Genomic DNA, 16,525 nt, shown 5'->3' with positions numbered 1-16,525 from the left:
TGGGAAAATCAGGCTGCGGCGTTAATTCTTACACCGTTACCGACAGTCTGAAGCATTGGGATATCCGTATCATCATCACAAAACGCCCAACTATTTTCAAGATCAATATCGTGCTCTATTGCATACCTCAGCATTTTGGTTCGCTTTGTCTCACCGATACAAGGCTGGCCAATTAACTCACCTGTATAGGTATCGTCAACAATTTCTGGTGTAGTGCACAAAACATGATCAACAGAAAATTTCTCCACCATTTCCTGTACCAACGGTTGAAACGAACCGGTCACAAATACGACACGATAGCCTTCATCTTTTAACCGAATCAATTCCTGTAATGTTTCAGCAATATAGAAATCGTCGTCACTTTCAACTTCATCAAACCAGTTTTTTGCCAACTCACGAATTTGAGCAATCGTAAACTGTTTATACAATGAAAAATAATGACGATTTAAATCATCCCGAGCTACATCATTACGTAATTTGTCGATTAACTGATCATTAAATAGTGTCAAAGAACAGACTTTATTCGATTCGGGGACATGACCTTCCAAATAACGAGCGAAACTAATTAAACTCTTTATCGAAATTAATGTACCATCGACATCAAAAAATGCCGCTCGTAGCTTAGTGCTCATATTCCACCTCAACATTGGGTTGCATGGATTCATCGTTCGAAGAGAAACAACGCAGAATAAAATGCTCAATTGTTGTTGCAAATAAAACGGCCGAATCCAACTGAATTGCATGACCGGTATTCACAAAAGGTTTTAACTCAACGGAAAGGCCATACCCGGCCAGCGCCTGATAATAGTCTTTAGCGATAAACTGATCTTCCAGCCCCTGCAATATCCAGGTTGGCCGTTTAAATTCCTTTAACAATTGGATTTCATCCAGAACTTTGCCATTGGCCAGACTTTGTCCCAATGCAGAACGAAATACACCGTCTGTTTCCCGGATGGATTGCATGAGCGAAAGCATACTCTCAGCTGAATCATGAGAGACGAAAGCACGAGCAAATGTTTTAACCTCATCGTCAGTTAACACATTTTGAAACAGTAAGCCGCCCGTTGGATCTTCCAAAAAAGCATCACCAATCGTATTCAGAGAGAAAGGTGGCGCAGAAATCAAACACAGGCCAGCAGCTTTAGTGTGTTGTGGAAGGGATTCCAATAACGCATGCCCTCCCAAACTCTGGCCAACCAGTAAATACCGGTCTGGGTTATAGTCTTTAATAACATCGACCGTAAATGCGCCGATATCGGCAATACTGAATTCTTGTCGATACTGTTCAGGTAAATCGGTTTTCCCGTGTCCAGGTAAACTCACCGAAACCAATTGGTATTTTTCCCCAACTTCTGACTGTAATAGGTCAGTGTAGGCATCAGCACCACTGGAATTACCGTGAAAAAAGAAAACAGGATCTCCTGCTCCTTCCGAAACAAGAAATTCTGTTTCAATTCCTTGAATGGATTTAGTATAGGACTTCATAATCATTCTCCTGCACTGCTGATGGATGATTAAATAATTCGGAGCCAAAAACCAAGTGACGAACCTGTTTTGCATCCAGTTGATTACTAAGTAACTGAGTCAAACCATCCGGACGAACCAATTCGACGAGCGATAACTCATCGTCTGAACAAGACATTTTTTCTATTTCAATGTGAGGAAAAGAGACCAAAGCATTGCTTTTAGATTGAACTGCAGATTTAAAACAATAAGGAACAAGCTGTACTCGTCCTATATGCATATCTTCCTCCAGCTCAAATAAGAAGTGATTCAGATGCTCTTCGTGCCCGTGTAGCAATTCAAGATTAATGAAACACCAATAACTGTTCTTCTGTAGATAATCGATCTTACCTTCATCAAGCAAAGCAAAAACCCTTGGGCTAAGCTTGCCGATATCAGGTTCTGCATCATGCTCATCCGATGAGTTAGCCAGTTGTATTTTCTGTGCCAAACCGGAATGCAAATAAGGCAAAATCCGACTTTGAATTTTTCGGTTACCCTGTTCAGGCGCGAGCTGATCAATAATCGAATGTTCTGTTATCGTTCGCGTAATTAACTGCGTTGATAAATCGGATAAATCTGCTGCCTGTTTAATTGCAGGCTGACGTTCCTCGTTATATGAGTTCAAACACGATTCAGGAGCCATTTGATGATGTACAAATGCCAGCTTCCATCCCAAATTCAAGGCATCCTGAATACCCGTATTCATTCCAGTTCCACCAATAGGGCTGAACAAATGCGCCGCATCACCGGCGATAAACACTCTGTTAGATTGGATAGAACTGGCTACACGATTATAAAACGGTGCCCGTGATATCCATTTAGGTTCAGCCAGAACAATTTCCGGATTGAGGTAGGTTTGAAGTATGCTGCTGATTTCTGATGACGATACTTTTGATTCAGGTAGTTCACCGTCGTACTTCACCACGATTCGCCATAGATCCTGACCAATCGGAATTAAGATAAAAAACGTATCCGGGTAGATATAGTACTGAACTTCATTATTGTCATAAGGCAGAGATAATTCATAATCACCCAACACAAAAAACATATCGTAATCGACACCCGAAAAATCAGGTTGTATATGTTCACGGGTTAAGCTTCGTTTGCCATCACACCCCACCAAGTATTTGTATGACTCGGTATAGGTTTCTCCATCCAGACGTTTTAGTGTCGCCAGCACCGAGTTTTCCTGCTCCTCGATATGAACAACTTCTTCACCCCAGGCTACTGCACCTTTGCCAGCCAATTGAAGCTGTTCTAGCAACTCATTTTCCGTAACCGATTGAGGTTGCGTAATAAGCGACTGGATATCGAAGGGCAACCAACTAAAATTAATTGACGAATAGCGTTTACCTTGCCAATGCAGATTCAGGCGAGAAATCGATTGCCCTTCTCTACCAATACTTCTACCCAGGCCAGCCAACTGCAAACCGTATTGGCTGCTAATATTTATTGCCAGACCTTTACTGTCTTCCGTTGGTCCGGCTTTGGAATCAACGATTTTATAGGGTACGCCGCGTCGCGCCAGATCGTTCGCCAGGGTAAGGCCAACTGGCCCCGCCCCGACAATTAATACTGCATCATCTCTGTACATGATTATTCTCGCTGGAATCAAGCAATATGTAATTGCTGAGCGTCAGACTGAGCAAAACTCTGCTCCAGATCTTTCACTACACCTTGTGCTTTTCTCGCTTCAATTTTGTCCAACACTTTGGTAATACACAAAGTCACATCCAGGTTAATATTGGCGATCACGGTTCCACATTGAGAAACAGTTGTCTTAACAATCACAGTGATGTTTTTCGAAGACGAACGTAATTCCTCGATACTGGTATCCAAAGTACAAGGCAAAGGGAATAAGTAGCCGTTAAACTGGCTATCAAAACGATCCAGAATGAGCCCGTAATCCACTTCGGCAGTCGAACAATATTCGTCTTCCAAAACGGCAATCGTTGCCTGTCTCGATGCTTCCATCAACAACATAGCCCCGACATGTTTGCCGGTCACATGGTCAGATAAACGATCCACTTTATCGGTAATGGAAAGATCAAATCTATACCGATATTGAGAGAACTTTTCTGGTTTGGAAATCAGTACATTTTCCTGAGATCGTTTATGGGTCACGTCTAGTGGCGCAACTTCCGGTAAAGGATAAAAATTATCCACTCCACGTTTTTTTAACGTGTGGCTCAAAAATTCTCTGTCGTGATAACTCACGCCTTGCCCAAGAACAACTTTGGCATTTGTTTCCGGCCAGCCCTGATTTTTTAACATTTTTTCGTAAAAATCTGACAAAACAAATGCTTTGTCTTCATCAGAGAAGCCGCGATAATCATCGCCGACAATAATATAAAACGGTGCAGTCATGGCATCGTCTCCATGTAGTAAACGGTTTAACCAAAAAACTAAGGGCTATTGCAGCCCTTGTTTAAATTGACTTTCGATAAAGCGGCAGTAGTCCATAGAGGTATTCATGCGCAACATCGCACCGAAGAAAATTTCATGACGGGCTTCCTCACTTTCTGCCACTGTCGGAGTAATGGCATTAGTTAACCATCCGTTACCGTGACGAGCATCAATAGAGATATGAGTAATGTGGTATTCAGATGCTTTTTCTGAAAGACCAAGACGCTTAAAACCTTTGGTGAGCAAGGAAAAACGATAGGGAGAAATAATTTCAACGGTTCCCAGGGCACCTAAACCAAGGTTAAGATTTTTTCTGTGTAACACGGAGTACATTAACGTATTGCCACATGCCAACGCCTGCCAGGAAGCACGGCCTAATACATCGAGGAACTTTTCGTTCTCGCCAAATATTTCCAATTCATCGTACAAACTGGCAAACATTTTGGTGTGCACTTCTTCCGGTTTACCATTACCCATTTCATCCCAGAAATTACTGGCAAGTTCCATTTTTATACCGGGATTTTCAACTCCCACTTGCATAAGGGCAATCAGGTCATCAAAACGCGGATCAATCGTCACTTCCTGGGAAAAGAAGTAAGACATCTCTTTAAAACTACCTTCATCTGACAAATAACCATAAATAGGATGATTAGAGGAAGGATGCTCTAGAATGTAAGTTTTTAACCAACGAGCGAATGCTTTCGGTTCAACGGGTATTTCTTCCGCCGGAAGACGGCTTTTTTCGTAACCGATCCACGCAGCTTCCAGCTCAGCCATGATCTCCATCAGAATCGGATCAAACTGAGAGGCACTATCTGACGCATTAATCTGGTAGTCGTAAATAGTGTTAAGTGTCTTATGTAACTCATACGCCACGGTATCGTTGTTGGAACCTTCAAAATGCTTGGTAACGGTTGCTAACAACTGTCGCAAATGATCCAGTTCCTCTGGGTTATCGCGAAGAGAGCGATATGGCGCCTCTCGTTTTAACAGTTGGCTTACAGCATGAGAAAGGGTTGTACTGTCTTCCAATGTAACAGGGAACAATAAATTCGGGTTTACTTCGGCGGTAAGCGGTGAAGAAGTTGCTTCAAGGCTCATGGTATTCTTACTCCAATTATTCCAGTAATGGATTGGTTCAAATTTTTAGGTTGAAGATTTTTCTAGGATTTTTTGTGGGTAACGGGAACCGGCAACCGCATCATCAGAGAAGATTTTATCCAACTGACTGATAACGGAAGGCTCAAGCGTTACTTCCTGGGAAGAGAAATTACTGGCAAGATATTTCTCGGTTTTACTTCCAGGAATAATATGAACATTTGGTGAGCGCTGAAGAACCCAGCTCAAAGACAACTCGGAGGTTGAAACACCAACGTCCTGTGAAATTTGTTCCAATTCTTTAACAAGAGCGATATTTTTATCAATATTTTCTTCGCTAAATCTTGGTAGTCTCTTACGGAAATCCAACTCACTATCCGCACTGCTCATAAAGCTCTTGTCGATGTTTCCGCTCAAGAAGCCACGTCCCAAAGGACTAAATGCAACAAAAGCCACATCTAATTCAATACAGGCAGGTAATACACTTTCTTCGGAATCACGGGACCATAAAGACAACTCGCTTTGCACGGCTGCAATTCGTGTCAGGCTATTTGCTGCTCTTAGCTGCTCTTCTGAGACTTCACACAGACCAACATTAATAATCTTCCCTTCTTCCTTTAGCGATGAGAGTACCGCCATCGTTTCTTCCAGGGACGATTCAGGGCTCAATCGATGAACATAGTACAAATCGATATAATCCGTCTTCAAACGTTGCAGTGAATCATCAACGGCCTTTTTAATATAATCCGCACTGCTGTTTACCGAGACACTGTATTTATTATTTGGATCCCGGACTATGCCGCCCTTGGTCGCAACAAAAATATCATCTCTTTTCATTTCGGGATGATTGATAAACTTCCCTAATAACGTTTCGTTGTGGCCTTTGCCGTACATGTCCGCCGTATCAAAATGGCGATAACCCATTTCGAAGGCTTTCATAAGCGTGTTCAGCGAAACGTCGTCATCCGTTTTACCGTAAAACTCACTCATTCCCATACAGCCCAAACCAACTGCAGGAAGTTTTGACTTTCCTATATTGCGTAACATTTTTATCACCCCGAATTTATAATTTACGATAAAAATGCTATTTTTTTTCTTCCTTACAAACAAGATGAAAGATATTACAGGATAAAATTTTCTCGTTTTAAATTTAAAAATAAAATCTCAAAATAAACACAGAAAAAGGCGCAGATATATATCTGCGCCTTTCAATATCACAACAAAAATGATTACAAGTTAATTACCTGACAACAATATCACTCAGTATAGACTTTCACGTTCGCTGACGCCCCTATTCTGAATACGGCATTCTTTGGATCGCTAATGGAAATAATCACCGGCATACGCTTCACTACTTTAGTGAAGTTACCAGAAGCATTCTCGGGCGGAAGCACACTGAATATTGAACCACTCCCACTGGAAATACTTTGCAATTCGCCTTCAAACTTTACACCAGGGTATGTATCGATTGTAAATATTGCCTTCTGCCCCCGCTTCATTTCGCCTACCTGGGTTTCTTTAAAATTCGCCTGAATCCAGGGTTTCTCTTGACAGGAGACAATACTGGCGATTGGCTGCCCTATTTCTATGTAATCACCACTGGATGTTCGCCTGTTGGAAATATAGCCGTTTCGCTTAGCGCGAATCTGCGTTCTATCCAGATTTAGTTTCGCTAAATCAAATTCCGCCTGAGCCACCTCTACCGCCGCTTTCGCGGTGTTCACCTGCATATCAGCATTGGCCAACAGGTTTTCTCTCGATTCCTGTAGAGCCTGCAATTTGGTTTTTTCTGCGGAGACTTTAGTTTTTTCCACTTCTTTTAAATTCGTTAACCTCTGCACTTTTGCTTTTAATGCATCAACAATCGCCGCCTTGGATTCGTGTTGGCGCTTGGCATTTTTATATTCCAACTCGGAAGTCACCTGTTTTTTATAAAGCTGGGTGAGATGATAATAATTTTCCTTAAGGTATAACGCATCGGCTTTGTTCGACTGTAGTTCGTTCTTCGCTTCAACAATGGCCGCTTCTGTCGATGAAAATAGCGCCTGAGCAGAATCCAGATCCGCCTTCGCCGTATCAAGATCCCGGCCGATTTCAATTTTCAGTAACGCGGCCGCATTCAAGGATTCCTGATAATTGGCTTTGCGTATTTCCAACGCCGCTTGCGCACGATTAAGCTCAGCACGAAACAGATCCGGCTCAAGCTGAATCACAACATCAGACTGACTTACCCATTGATCATCTTCAAAATCCACTTTTTCGATTACGCCATTCACTTCTGAAACAACGTCAATCAAATTACACTGAACCGTTGCGTTATTGGTGTATTCAACATTACGTGTAGCGTAGCCACGGATACTGATACCAAGAATAACAACAAGAATGATTAGGCCGACCTGGTAACGATAGTCGGATAAAATAAGGCGCTTAATATTCATTGACATAACCATCTATGTGCATTGATTAAAGTTAATTTCTTTTGGTTTTGATAAAAAAGGATAAAACAACCATTGCCAGGAAACCCACGGTAATGATTTGAAATATATTCATATAGGTAATCGACAGAACTTGCTGAGTAACACGTCCATTCAATGCCTGAAACGCTTTTTCCATTGCATACGTATTACTGGGGGTTTCTGACAGAAAAAAATCTATTACTCCGGCGAAACGTTTATACAGCACGGTACTAAAAAGCGTAACATTGTGTCGCAGTACTTCCCAGGTACGCAGTTGGTAATGGGTAATCAAGCTGGCAAATACCGCGATACCCAAAGTACTGCCCAGCAAGCGTGTGGTGGATTCCAACGCGGCCGCACCAGGCATTTTTTCTTTTGGAATACTGATTAACGCAGCAGTGGTTACTGGACCAAGAATAAATGCAGCCCCCAGACCCTGAATGACCTGAGGGAAAATCATGTCCTGCCAGCCGGTTTCAAAGGTAAAATCACACATCATTAAACCACTGCATATACCAAAGAACAGCCCGATAGATATAAGAATACGCGTTCCCACCCGGTTAAATAACCAACCGACCAAAGGAAAGGCCAACATCATAACGAAGGCTCTTGGTGCCATCGCCATACCGGCCTGAGTCGGCGAAAAAGTTAACAGTTCCTGCATATATATGGGCAGCACAAACAACGTACCAGTGATGATAAACGCCGCCAGAAAGTTCATGCTGTTAGCGGTGCTAAATGCCCGGTTGGCTAATATTTTGAAATCCAACAAAGGCTTGGAGATAGATAATGAATGGGCGAATAGCATTGCCCAGGAGGACAGCGCAGTAATGAGAAGATAGATGTTTTTCTTATCTTCAAACCAGAAGGTTCTATCCCCTCTTTCCAGAAGCCAGACCAGGCTCACCACCGCCACGGCTAAGTAAAAGAAGCTGAACGTATCAAAACTCAGTGTTTTATTTATTTCACTGGTTTCGTTTTGGACAAATTCCTGCACCATCACAAAGCTGATCAGCCCAATAGGAATATTGACCAGGAATACCCAGTGCCAACTAAACTGGTCAATAATAATTCCACCAAGCATTGGACCAAATGCCGGCCCCAACATAATCGACGTGCCGTATAAGCCCAACACCAAGCCATGCTGTGCAGGCGGGAAGGTTCTGCGCAGTATCACACCTTCAACTGGTAATAGGATACCAGCACCCAGCCCCTGAATAACACGAGCCATAATCAATTGATTCAAAGACAACGAAAATGCACACAAAGCAGAACCTGTAACAAATAGCAGTAGACCTGTCTGATAAACATTTTTACTGCCGTAGCGTTTTACCGCCCAACCGGATAAAAACATACACATCATCGATGCGATTGCGTAGCTGGTACTTATCCAGCTGATTTCTGCGATAGTCGCGGAGAATATTCCCCGCAAATTTGGCGTTGCCACATACAGGATAAACGTATCGAGCGATGACATGATTCCGCCCATAGAAACAGATAAAGCGATTAGCCACTTTTTGCTTTCCATATTAGACGTATTATCTAAAATCGCCGTACTCATACACTCTCTGCTTACCTATTTACAGAATTAATTTTTCCAACGTCAGACAACAATATTAAGCCTCTAACGGGTGGCGCTATGCTAGCGATTTACCGTGGTTGAAATACCTGTCAGATATTACATAGCGCTTTTATTTACTTAGCATCCGGATTGTCGATACCATTTATTTAACTTACGCAAAATCTTATATCTGGTCTTAACAATGCACACAAACACGTCAGGTAACGATCAACGTTTTCTTCGTCAACTGGGGGAAATGGAAATGCGCATGGCGCTTTTTCATGAAAAGCTGAATGGCTCAACTCAGGGAGTTCAGGTTATCTATTTTAACGGCGATATTACTGCCGAATTATTTCGTAATATTGCAAGCCACATTCATGCTCATTATCAGGCGCTACAATGTAAAATCGAGCAAAGAGACGATACCCTATGGTTTAGTGAAGGCGTCAACCTTGACCAGATAGAAATCAGTTACTGTGAAACCATGACGTCTGAAAGTCTGGATACATTTATTCATAACGCAGTAGACACACCAATTGATGCCAACAAATCACTTTGGCGGTTACAACTGGTTAAATGCCTGGACAGCAATCAGAACGCGCTTATTTTATCTGCACATCATTCCATTATCGACGCAAATGGCATGCATGAAATTGGCAACGTTTTTTTCCTGAGTGCTGCTCACTATTTGGCAGAAAATACACTACCCGAGTTAACTCACTACCCGTTGCAAAAACCGATTGATGATTTGCTGCACGATGGCACACCACCGTTTGCCACACCTTCTGCCTACCAGCAGCCTCACGATGGCCCATGCCCAATCAAATACCGCAAGACCCACTGGCAGACATTGGTTATATCGAAAGAAGAAAATAGTAAATTTACTGAACGCTGCCAGCAGGACAAATTAAAGCCACACTCAGTGATCAGCGCTGCACTCTGTCAGGCACTTGCGGATGCGGGCCTGGCACATGCACCGTTTGTTTTTGGCACGGCCGTATCGCTTCGCTTTTTACAGGACAGCAATCCAGAATACCAACACCCACTGGGCTGTTATATGGCTATTGCTTCCAATATGTTAGAACCGGAAAAAATGGATCTGAACGCCCTTGCCGAACACTACAACCGCGAATTGATGCAACACATTATGCTGGGTTGTTTAAAAAAACTGCCAAGTAATCTATCGGCGCTAAATCAGGGCATTAATGTTATGCAAAATAATATCGCCTTTACTCAAGGGGCGGGTATTACCAACATGGCCGAAGTGGGCATTCAAACCCGTTACGGTGATTTAATCATTAATGATTACCGCATGCTAGCCAATCGAGTATCAGCCAACTTTTCCATGGTTGCACATTGTTATGAATTTAACGGTTCGCAGATTATCGGTTTGGTCTATCCAAGCCCGTGCCTGTCAGACGCCACTGCGGTTACGGTAAAAACCAGTTTGAGGGAACGCCTGCTTAGCTATGCCGACGGCATAAACCTAACGCAAAACGAAGAAGCGGCCGTTACCGCCGGATAAACAGTTTACATTATTAAAAATGAGGAAGAATTATGAGTGGATTAACTATTCAGGAAATCGAAACAAAACTAAATACCATTATTGCGGAGATAAAACGTATTAGTGTCGATGAGATCAGTCTTAGTGCTGAAGAAGACTTTATCGGAAAATACGGTTTATCCAGTATGGATGCCGTTTCGCTAAGTGTAAAAATCAGCCAGGATTTTGGTTTTGGTTTTGGCCAACAAGCCGAAGACATTGACGGTCTGGCATCTTTCGGTTCATTAACACAACTCATTCAAAAACGGGCTGCCTAAAATGCAAACACTAGGGTATCGAGTTTTACACTGGGCCAAGGTTCAACCCACCGCACTGGCCGTAGATGATGGTACGACATCTTTTACTTATCAGGAGCTAAGTACACGCGCGCAAAACTACGCGAATAAACTGACCTCCCTCGGTATTGGCACTGGCGACCGGGTGATTATTTTACTCCCTAAAAGCACCGAAGCAGTGAGTGCTATCCTCGGCACCCTATTGGTCGGCGCAACTTATATTCCCGTCGACACCGGCTCACCACGTAAGCGGTTACACAATATTGTTGATGACAGCGAAGCCAAAGCTGTCATTGTGAACCAGCAAACTGGTGGCTGGTTCGATGAAATCGAAGAAGTCTATGCAGAACAACTGCCGCTGACCCCAACGCCATTTTCGCTAACGGATTCGTTTGATCACAATCAGGATGCCTATGTGCTTTATACATCCGGCTCTACCGGTGTGCCTAATGGGGTTCGTATCAGTTACCATGCAATGCATCACTTTTTTGCCGCGGTTAATTGCCACATGGGTATTTCCCGGCATTCCCGCTGCATGAATACGTCGGCATTATATTTCGATGTGTCTATTGCCGATTTAATGTTGCCATTGTATCAGGGTGCATCGGTCTGGCTGGGGCCCAATATCCCACTGCCATTCCGCTTTATCGACATTATCAGCAAACAGCGTATTACGCATTTCTGTGCTGTGGGCTCAACCTTGACCATGCTGTCGAACTTACCTGGGTTTGATCAGCATAACTGGGATCATATTCGTTGCATTATGACCGGCGCCGAAGTATTGAATCCCAGCACTATTGCCACGTGGTTAAATAATTGTCCATCTGCACACGTGATTAACGGTTACGGGCCAACCGAAGCAACCTGCGTGTGTACCGTCTACGAAATTCACCACGATAACGTGGATCAACACACAAGTTTTCCGATTGGTATTCCCCTGCCGGATATCGAAATCTATCTCGACCCGCATGAAGCAACGGATGGTACTGGAGAACTGTGTGTAACCGGCCCGCAAATTATGAATGGCTATCTGAATCGCCCACTATTAAACCGGGAACGATTATTCGAAAAAGACGGAAAGCCATTTTACCGCACGGGCGATAAAGTCAGTTACGACACAACAGGAAATTTATTATTTATAGGGCGTATTGATGACCAGGTGAAAGTCAACGGTTATCGAATTCACCTGGGTGAAGTCGCAGAACCTTTCCGCTCTGCCAATGGCGTTCAGGAAGCTATCGCGCTCAGTTTAAAACACCCAAGGCTCGGCGAATGCCTTGCGGTGGTAGTACAACCGGGTACGGATATGGCTCCCCTGGAACAACTCAAAAATGAGTGCAATGAATCACTTCCCGGTTACATGCGCCCGGCATTAATTGCACAAATGTCTTCCTTACCCCTTAGCGCCAGTGGTAAGGTGAACGTGAAAAAAGTGCGCGCAATGGCGACCGAACATTTAATTCACATGGAAGAAGAAGCCAGCATTATTGAATTCGAAACAGAAGGAGCCGTTGCGTGATCAGCGAATATTCGCACTTACGTGGAAACTCGTTTAATCAGACAGACTGGGTGAAAAGCCATGCAACCGCACTTGCCGAGACGCTATCCAACTCCCCGTACAACGGGGAGTTAAGCCTCCGTAATTATATTGGCGAGTGTTTCAGTCATCAGCTTTACCCTGAAGATATCCAGGATTGGCAATACTTCAACGCTCTCACATCCGAATATTTGGCGGCACAGTTATCCGTTGCCGAAGCGGAGGTTATTGGATACCAACAGGGGTTTCTCCTTCCTCTACTTTTTGCATTAGATAAACAACCACCGGTTGATCGAATGATTGAATTGGTTAAAACAGGTGAACGTATTTTTAGTGGAATTCCGTATCAAACAGAGCACTGCCTTAACCAACTAACGGTTAAACAACACGAAAACAAGTATGTATTAAACGGCCAGGTCAGCCGTATTATTCAAAACCAGGAAACAGATTTTCATTGCCTTCTGGCGACAAATGAAGAAAGTAATAATTTGTGTTTACTTATTGTTGAAAAGTCCGCTCTCGACGTAGCTATTACTGCGCAAAAGCCCTTCTCCAAAAATGAAGACTGCTTACTCGCACGTGCTCACTGCAATGAATTTGCTATTGAAAATGTAGAAGGCTGCTATTCACTGTCAAAACAAACTGTATTGCAGATAATGGCCAACAACAATTTCGCCACAGCATTAAGAGCAAACCTGCGCACTCGGCTCTGCCTGGATTTTATTGTTGCCTTTTTACGTGAGCGAACCACTCACACTGGCAATTTGCTTTCAATCGATGTAATTCAACAACGGTTAGCAGCCTGCGAGGCACAATGGTCAATGCATTACGCCCATTGTTATTTCGCACTGACGTCATCAAAACCTGAAGCCCTGGAACGTTCAGAAGCCTGTCGAACACTCGCCTTTTCTCTGCTTGAACAAGTCGCGAGAGAAAGCCAACACTTAGGCGGCATCATTCACTATCGTACCGATAGCCCACTTGCCGATTTATTTTTGGAGTCACGCCGCAATTTATTGCTTCGGTAAAACCACTCACACATTTTACGAGATACCTCATGACCGCCGATCGCATTGCCCATAAAAATGCTGTAGATGCCTGGGTTGCAGAAAAGATTTTGTCCAAACTGACCGAATATTCCCGAACCGATTATCTTCCTCTTCGCGAATTGATTGCTTCCCTGCAGCAGCAAAACCTGCTGACAACCGGCTGGCCAGCGCCCTACGGCGATGGTGACATTCGCAAACAATTGTACTTGCATTACGCAGTCGCCAAACAACCGATTGGCGGCCTGGGCCTGACGCTGGTGTCTCATTTGGATATCGGCGCGAGAGGATTACTGGAAAAAGGCAGCGAAGCATTACAAGCAACCTGGCTACCGGGCGCATTAAAGGGGGAAACCATATTTTCTTTGGCCATGACAGAACCCAACGCCGGTAGTGATCTACAGGGAATCGAATTTACCGCAGAACAGGTTGATGGTGGGTGGAAACTGAACGGAATCAAACGCGGCATCACTAACCTGCCCTTTGCTGATGTATCGATTGTACTGGCGCGCACTCGCCCTGAACGCACTCCCTTTTCGTACACATTATTTTTTGTTCCGTTGAATACTGCAGGCATTACCCGCGAATCTACTATCCCGTCGCTGGGTTACTCCGGTTGCCTGGGTGGCTTTGAAGCTAACGACGTCATTATTCCAGCTGAAAACGTATTGGGTGCGCCCGGCGCTGGCCTTATGCAATTAATGGCGCATTTACAAACGGAAAGATTGTTTGTTAGTGCACGAATGAAAGGGTTAAGCGATTACCTTTATCAACAATTATCTGTCGACAATCTAAGGCAATATCCAGAATTAGATTATCAGCGCCAGGCCTACCACGCATTTTTTGAGACCTGTGTAGATAATTACATCGAAAAAAACCTTTCCGCCAGGGATTCCGCTTCGTTAAAATTCCTCGGTAGCCAATTACTCCAGACATTAACCACACGGATTCAACAAGATAATGCCCTTGAGGATTTTTTTGCTGATCAAGCACTGGAACAATGTCACCATGAAGCCATGGGGTTGGCATTAGCCGGTGGCAGCAAGGAAATCATGCTGTCCATCATAGCAAGCACGTTGTAACACAATTGCCAGGTGAACATTGAAAGACACAGTCAATAGCAGTCCCTCCTCCCTCCCTCTTTGGGGTATTTTATCGGCATGTGCTGTGGTCTTTATTTGGTCTGGCTGGGTCGTATCTTCCCGTTGGGGCATTACCGGAGATTTTTCTCCGGTCGATCTCACCTGGCTTAGATTTACCTCGGCCTCACTGGTACTGCTACCTTTTTCACTTCGCTACCCCTGGCGAAATGTACCCTGGAAAAAAGCGCTGGTTATTGCCTTGGGCTGTGGCTTTCCTTATGTATGGCTGGTTTATATTGCATTAACCATAACGCCCTCCGCTAACGCCAGTGTTTTAATTAATGGCTTCTTACCCATAGTAACCAGCATTCTGGCATTTATTGCTTTTCGTACGCCGGTATCACGTGCTGTAGTCGGTTTATTTATTGCCATTTTTATTGCCACAGGATTAATGGCCTATCAACCTATTCATTTTTCCTGGCAGAATTTGCTCGGTATTTTACTGTTAATTTCTGCCACTGCCATACTCGCAACTTATATGCTGGCAGTAAAAACCTGGTCGGTAAGCTTGCGAGACATAATGGCTTGGGTGCCATTACTGAATGCAGTAATTTTATTGCCATTGTGGCTGATTTATTCTGATGGGTTGGATGCAATCCGAGCGCTACCGGTAAAAAATCTGGCTTTTCATATAGTTTACCAGGGTATTATTGTTAGCGTGCTTGCGTTATTTTTATTTTCCTACGCGATAAAACAGATTGGTGCTTTTGCTACCAGCTTATTTATGGCCTTGGTTCCTTCTGTGACCGCCATATTAGCGCTGGTATTTTGTGCAGAATATCCTTCTCCAATACAGTGGGCCGGCATTATTTTGTGTAGCACCAGTTTAATTGTATACAGCCTGGCAAACCGTTAAGCGTTAATTCATTATGGCCCTAATTATGGGATCGAATTTGATTACGGATATTGTTATTTGCATAGAACAGCACGGAAACACGCCTCAGCAGTATGCCCCTTAATATAACCACGACCACCGGAGAACTGGAGATAATGATCGGCTATAGACTCTCGTAGCGCTTTACTCAAAACGGGAAGATGATCGACCTGTTTTACATTGTCGATGTTATCTATTAAGAGCATTACCTCAGACTCAAACGCGAGCAACTTGGCGTCCAGCTCCGCCAATATAAACTCAACATGTTGGTTCTTAATTAAGAGTGAGCCAAATGTCTGTCGATTGCGTACCTCATCCAACATATTCCCGAACATATAACGGCAAAATTCTTTGTCCGCAACGGCTTCGGCAACAGCAGCGTATACGGCTACTCGTTCAAACTTTTTCTGTTGCTCAGGCATTAAACGAAATACATCGGAATCATCAATAAAACAATCCACCAACCGACAAGAACCCTGCGAACCATGCTGAGGATTCCCCAATGTCACACCCGGTTTATACGTCAATACTTCCAGCGGCATACCGAGACACACATCCTCTCCCTGATCAACCTTAGCCTGCAATAAAATAAAATCCGCGTAGACAAGGTTAGTCAGATGGCAAACATCACCACTTAACCGCCAACCATGGCCCTCCTTCTTTGCCAGTATTCTCGAGTTATTTGAATTTAATGAATTAAAGTCACCCGTTAATATTGCCCCGCGGGTTTCAGCACACTCTATCCACTCCGGGAAATACGCCGGTTGCTGATCCACCGACTTTAGAAACAACAATGCAAAATAATGGGTAATTACATTGCGACAAAAAGGGTACCAACTTCCTTTAGCAAAATAGGAAAGGTTGGAACACAATTGAAGGAAAACCGCACTATTATCCTCTTGCTCAAATTCAAATTCTGCGATAAATGATTTAAGCAGTTCCTCCTCTGGCAATTTGCCATTCTGCAACCAACAACGTTCCACCTCATCCTGATACTGCTCACACCAGGCTTTCAGCTTTTTTGGATCAAACACCGCATTCACTGTATTCATTGTTGTTC

General features: G+C 43.7%; 15 protein-coding genes. 6 read left to right on the top strand and 9 right to left on the bottom strand.

The genetic code is table 11. The features are described from left to right. Positions 1-8: 8 nt before the first annotated feature. From P5V12_RS05915 to P5V12_RS05880, 8 genes are all read right to left on the bottom strand, one after another. Entirely contained in the window at positions 9-632 is a 624-nt protein-coding gene (locus P5V12_RS05915) for an HAD-IB family hydrolase (RefSeq protein ID WP_316956420.1), read from the bottom strand. Beyond that, positions 622-1,485 carry an alpha/beta hydrolase gene (locus P5V12_RS05910; RefSeq protein ID WP_316956419.1) on the bottom strand — a complete coding sequence of 288 codons (864 nt, stop codon included), beginning with the start codon at positions 1,483-1,485 and terminating at the stop codon, positions 622-624. The genes P5V12_RS05915 and P5V12_RS05910 overlap by 11 nt, the downstream gene beginning before the upstream one ends. Next, entirely contained in the window at positions 1,469-3,100 is a 1,632-nt protein-coding gene (locus P5V12_RS05905) for an FAD-dependent monooxygenase (RefSeq protein ID WP_316956418.1), read from the bottom strand. Before P5V12_RS05905 ends, P5V12_RS05910 begins: the two co-directional genes overlap by 17 nt. A gap of 17 nt (positions 3,101-3,117) precedes the next feature. After that, the gene (locus tag P5V12_RS05900) at positions 3,118-3,873 is read right to left on the bottom strand and encodes an AfsA-related hotdog domain-containing protein (RefSeq protein WP_316956417.1); all 756 of its coding nucleotides are present in this window, start codon (positions 3,871-3,873) and stop codon (positions 3,118-3,120) included. A 45-nt stretch (positions 3,874-3,918) separates the two neighbouring features. After that, positions 3,919-5,013, bottom strand: a complete 1,095-nt coding sequence (locus tag P5V12_RS05895; RefSeq protein ID WP_316956416.1) for an iron-containing redox enzyme family protein — start codon at positions 5,011-5,013, stop codon at positions 3,919-3,921. A gap of 45 nt (positions 5,014-5,058) precedes the next feature. Then, positions 5,059-6,057 (bottom strand): aldo/keto reductase, encoded by a 999-nt coding sequence (locus P5V12_RS05890; protein ID WP_316956415.1) that lies wholly within the window; start codon positions 6,055-6,057, stop codon positions 5,059-5,061. Positions 6,058-6,266: 209 nt separating this feature from the next. Beyond that, positions 6,267-7,448 carry an HlyD family secretion protein gene (locus P5V12_RS05885; RefSeq protein ID WP_316956414.1) on the bottom strand — a complete coding sequence of 394 codons (1,182 nt, stop codon included), beginning with the start codon at positions 7,446-7,448 and terminating at the stop codon, positions 6,267-6,269. A gap of 31 nt (positions 7,449-7,479) precedes the next feature. Beyond that, positions 7,480-9,027: a DHA2 family efflux MFS transporter permease subunit gene (locus P5V12_RS05880; RefSeq protein WP_316956413.1), complete on the bottom strand. Its 1,548-nt coding sequence runs from the start codon at positions 9,025-9,027 to the stop codon at positions 7,480-7,482. Between the two features lie 202 nt (positions 9,028-9,229). On the opposite strand from P5V12_RS05880, the gene P5V12_RS05875 reads away from it, so the two are divergent. The 6 genes from P5V12_RS05875 to P5V12_RS05850 are packed head-to-tail and all read left to right on the top strand — an operon-like array spanning position 9,230 to position 15,447. Then, complete coding sequence (locus P5V12_RS05875; protein WP_316956412.1) at positions 9,230-10,552, top strand: hypothetical protein; 1,323 nt, start codon at positions 9,230-9,232, stop codon at positions 10,550-10,552. 32 nt (positions 10,553-10,584) lie between these two features. Continuing rightward, positions 10,585-10,848, top strand: coding sequence for an acyl carrier protein (locus tag P5V12_RS05870; RefSeq protein WP_316956411.1), 264 nt, complete (start codon positions 10,585-10,587; stop codon positions 10,846-10,848). Position 10,849: 1 nt separating this feature from the next. Then, positions 10,850-12,385, top strand: a complete 1,536-nt coding sequence (locus P5V12_RS05865; RefSeq protein ID WP_316956410.1) for an amino acid adenylation domain-containing protein — start codon at positions 10,850-10,852, stop codon at positions 12,383-12,385. Beyond that, positions 12,382-13,431 (top strand): acyl-CoA dehydrogenase family protein, encoded by a 1,050-nt coding sequence (locus P5V12_RS05860; RefSeq protein WP_316956409.1) that lies wholly within the window; start codon positions 12,382-12,384, stop codon positions 13,429-13,431. Before P5V12_RS05865 ends, P5V12_RS05860 begins: the two co-directional genes overlap by 4 nt. Before the next feature lie 29 nt (positions 13,432-13,460). Beyond that, complete coding sequence (locus P5V12_RS05855; RefSeq protein ID WP_316956408.1) at positions 13,461-14,531, top strand: acyl-CoA dehydrogenase family protein; 1,071 nt, start codon at positions 13,461-13,463, stop codon at positions 14,529-14,531. 19 nt (positions 14,532-14,550) lie between these two features. Further along, positions 14,551-15,447, top strand: a complete 897-nt coding sequence (locus P5V12_RS05850; protein ID WP_316956407.1) for a DMT family transporter — start codon at positions 14,551-14,553, stop codon at positions 15,445-15,447. Positions 15,448-15,500: 53 nt separating this feature from the next. On the opposite strand, the gene P5V12_RS05845 is transcribed toward P5V12_RS05850, so the two are convergent. Then, positions 15,501-16,517 carry an acyl-CoA dehydrogenase family protein gene (locus tag P5V12_RS05845; protein ID WP_316956406.1) on the bottom strand — a complete coding sequence of 339 codons (1,017 nt, stop codon included), beginning with the start codon at positions 16,515-16,517 and terminating at the stop codon, positions 15,501-15,503. Positions 16,518-16,525 lie beyond the last annotated feature (8 nt).

This window comes from Teredinibacter sp. KSP-S5-2 (genome assembly GCF_032773895.1).
GTDB lineage: Bacteria > Pseudomonadota > Gammaproteobacteria > Pseudomonadales > Cellvibrionaceae.
Note: the sequence above shows the minus strand (reverse complement) of the source record. Positions and strands in the feature narration are given on the sequence as shown.

Bases quoted from the DNA above. Each gene is read 5' to 3' on its own strand.
- P5V12_RS05915 (WP_316956420.1), bottom strand. From the start codon at position 632: ATGAGCACTAAGCTACGAGCGGCATTTTTTGATGTCGATGGTACATTA.
- P5V12_RS05910 (WP_316956419.1), bottom strand. From the start codon at position 1,485: ATGAAGTCCTATACTAAATCCATTCAAGGAATTGAAACAGAATTTCTT.
- P5V12_RS05905 (WP_316956418.1), bottom strand. From the start codon at position 3,100: ATGTACAGAGATGATGCAGTATTAATTGTCGGGGCGGGGCCAGTTGGC.
- P5V12_RS05900 (WP_316956417.1), bottom strand. From the start codon at position 3,873: ATGACTGCACCGTTTTATATTATTGTCGGCGATGATTATCGCGGCTTC.
- P5V12_RS05895 (WP_316956416.1), bottom strand. From the start codon at position 5,013: ATGAGCCTTGAAGCAACTTCTTCACCGCTTACCGCCGAAGTAAACCCG.
- P5V12_RS05890 (WP_316956415.1), bottom strand. From the start codon at position 6,057: ATGTTACGCAATATAGGAAAGTCAAAACTTCCTGCAGTTGGTTTGGGC.
- P5V12_RS05885 (WP_316956414.1), bottom strand. From the start codon at position 7,448: ATGAATATTAAGCGCCTTATTTTATCCGACTATCGTTACCAGGTCGGC.
- P5V12_RS05880 (WP_316956413.1), bottom strand. From the start codon at position 9,027: ATGAGTACGGCGATTTTAGATAATACGTCTAATATGGAAAGCAAAAAG.
- P5V12_RS05875 (WP_316956412.1), top strand. From the start codon at position 9,230: ATGCACACAAACACGTCAGGTAACGATCAACGTTTTCTTCGTCAACTG.
- P5V12_RS05870 (WP_316956411.1), top strand. From the start codon at position 10,585: ATGAGTGGATTAACTATTCAGGAAATCGAAACAAAACTAAATACCATT.
- P5V12_RS05865 (WP_316956410.1), top strand. From the start codon at position 10,850: ATGCAAACACTAGGGTATCGAGTTTTACACTGGGCCAAGGTTCAACCC.
- P5V12_RS05855 (WP_316956408.1), top strand. From the start codon at position 13,461: ATGACCGCCGATCGCATTGCCCATAAAAATGCTGTAGATGCCTGGGTT.
- P5V12_RS05845 (WP_316956406.1), bottom strand. From the start codon at position 16,517: ATGAATACAGTGAATGCGGTGTTTGATCCAAAAAAGCTGAAAGCCTGG.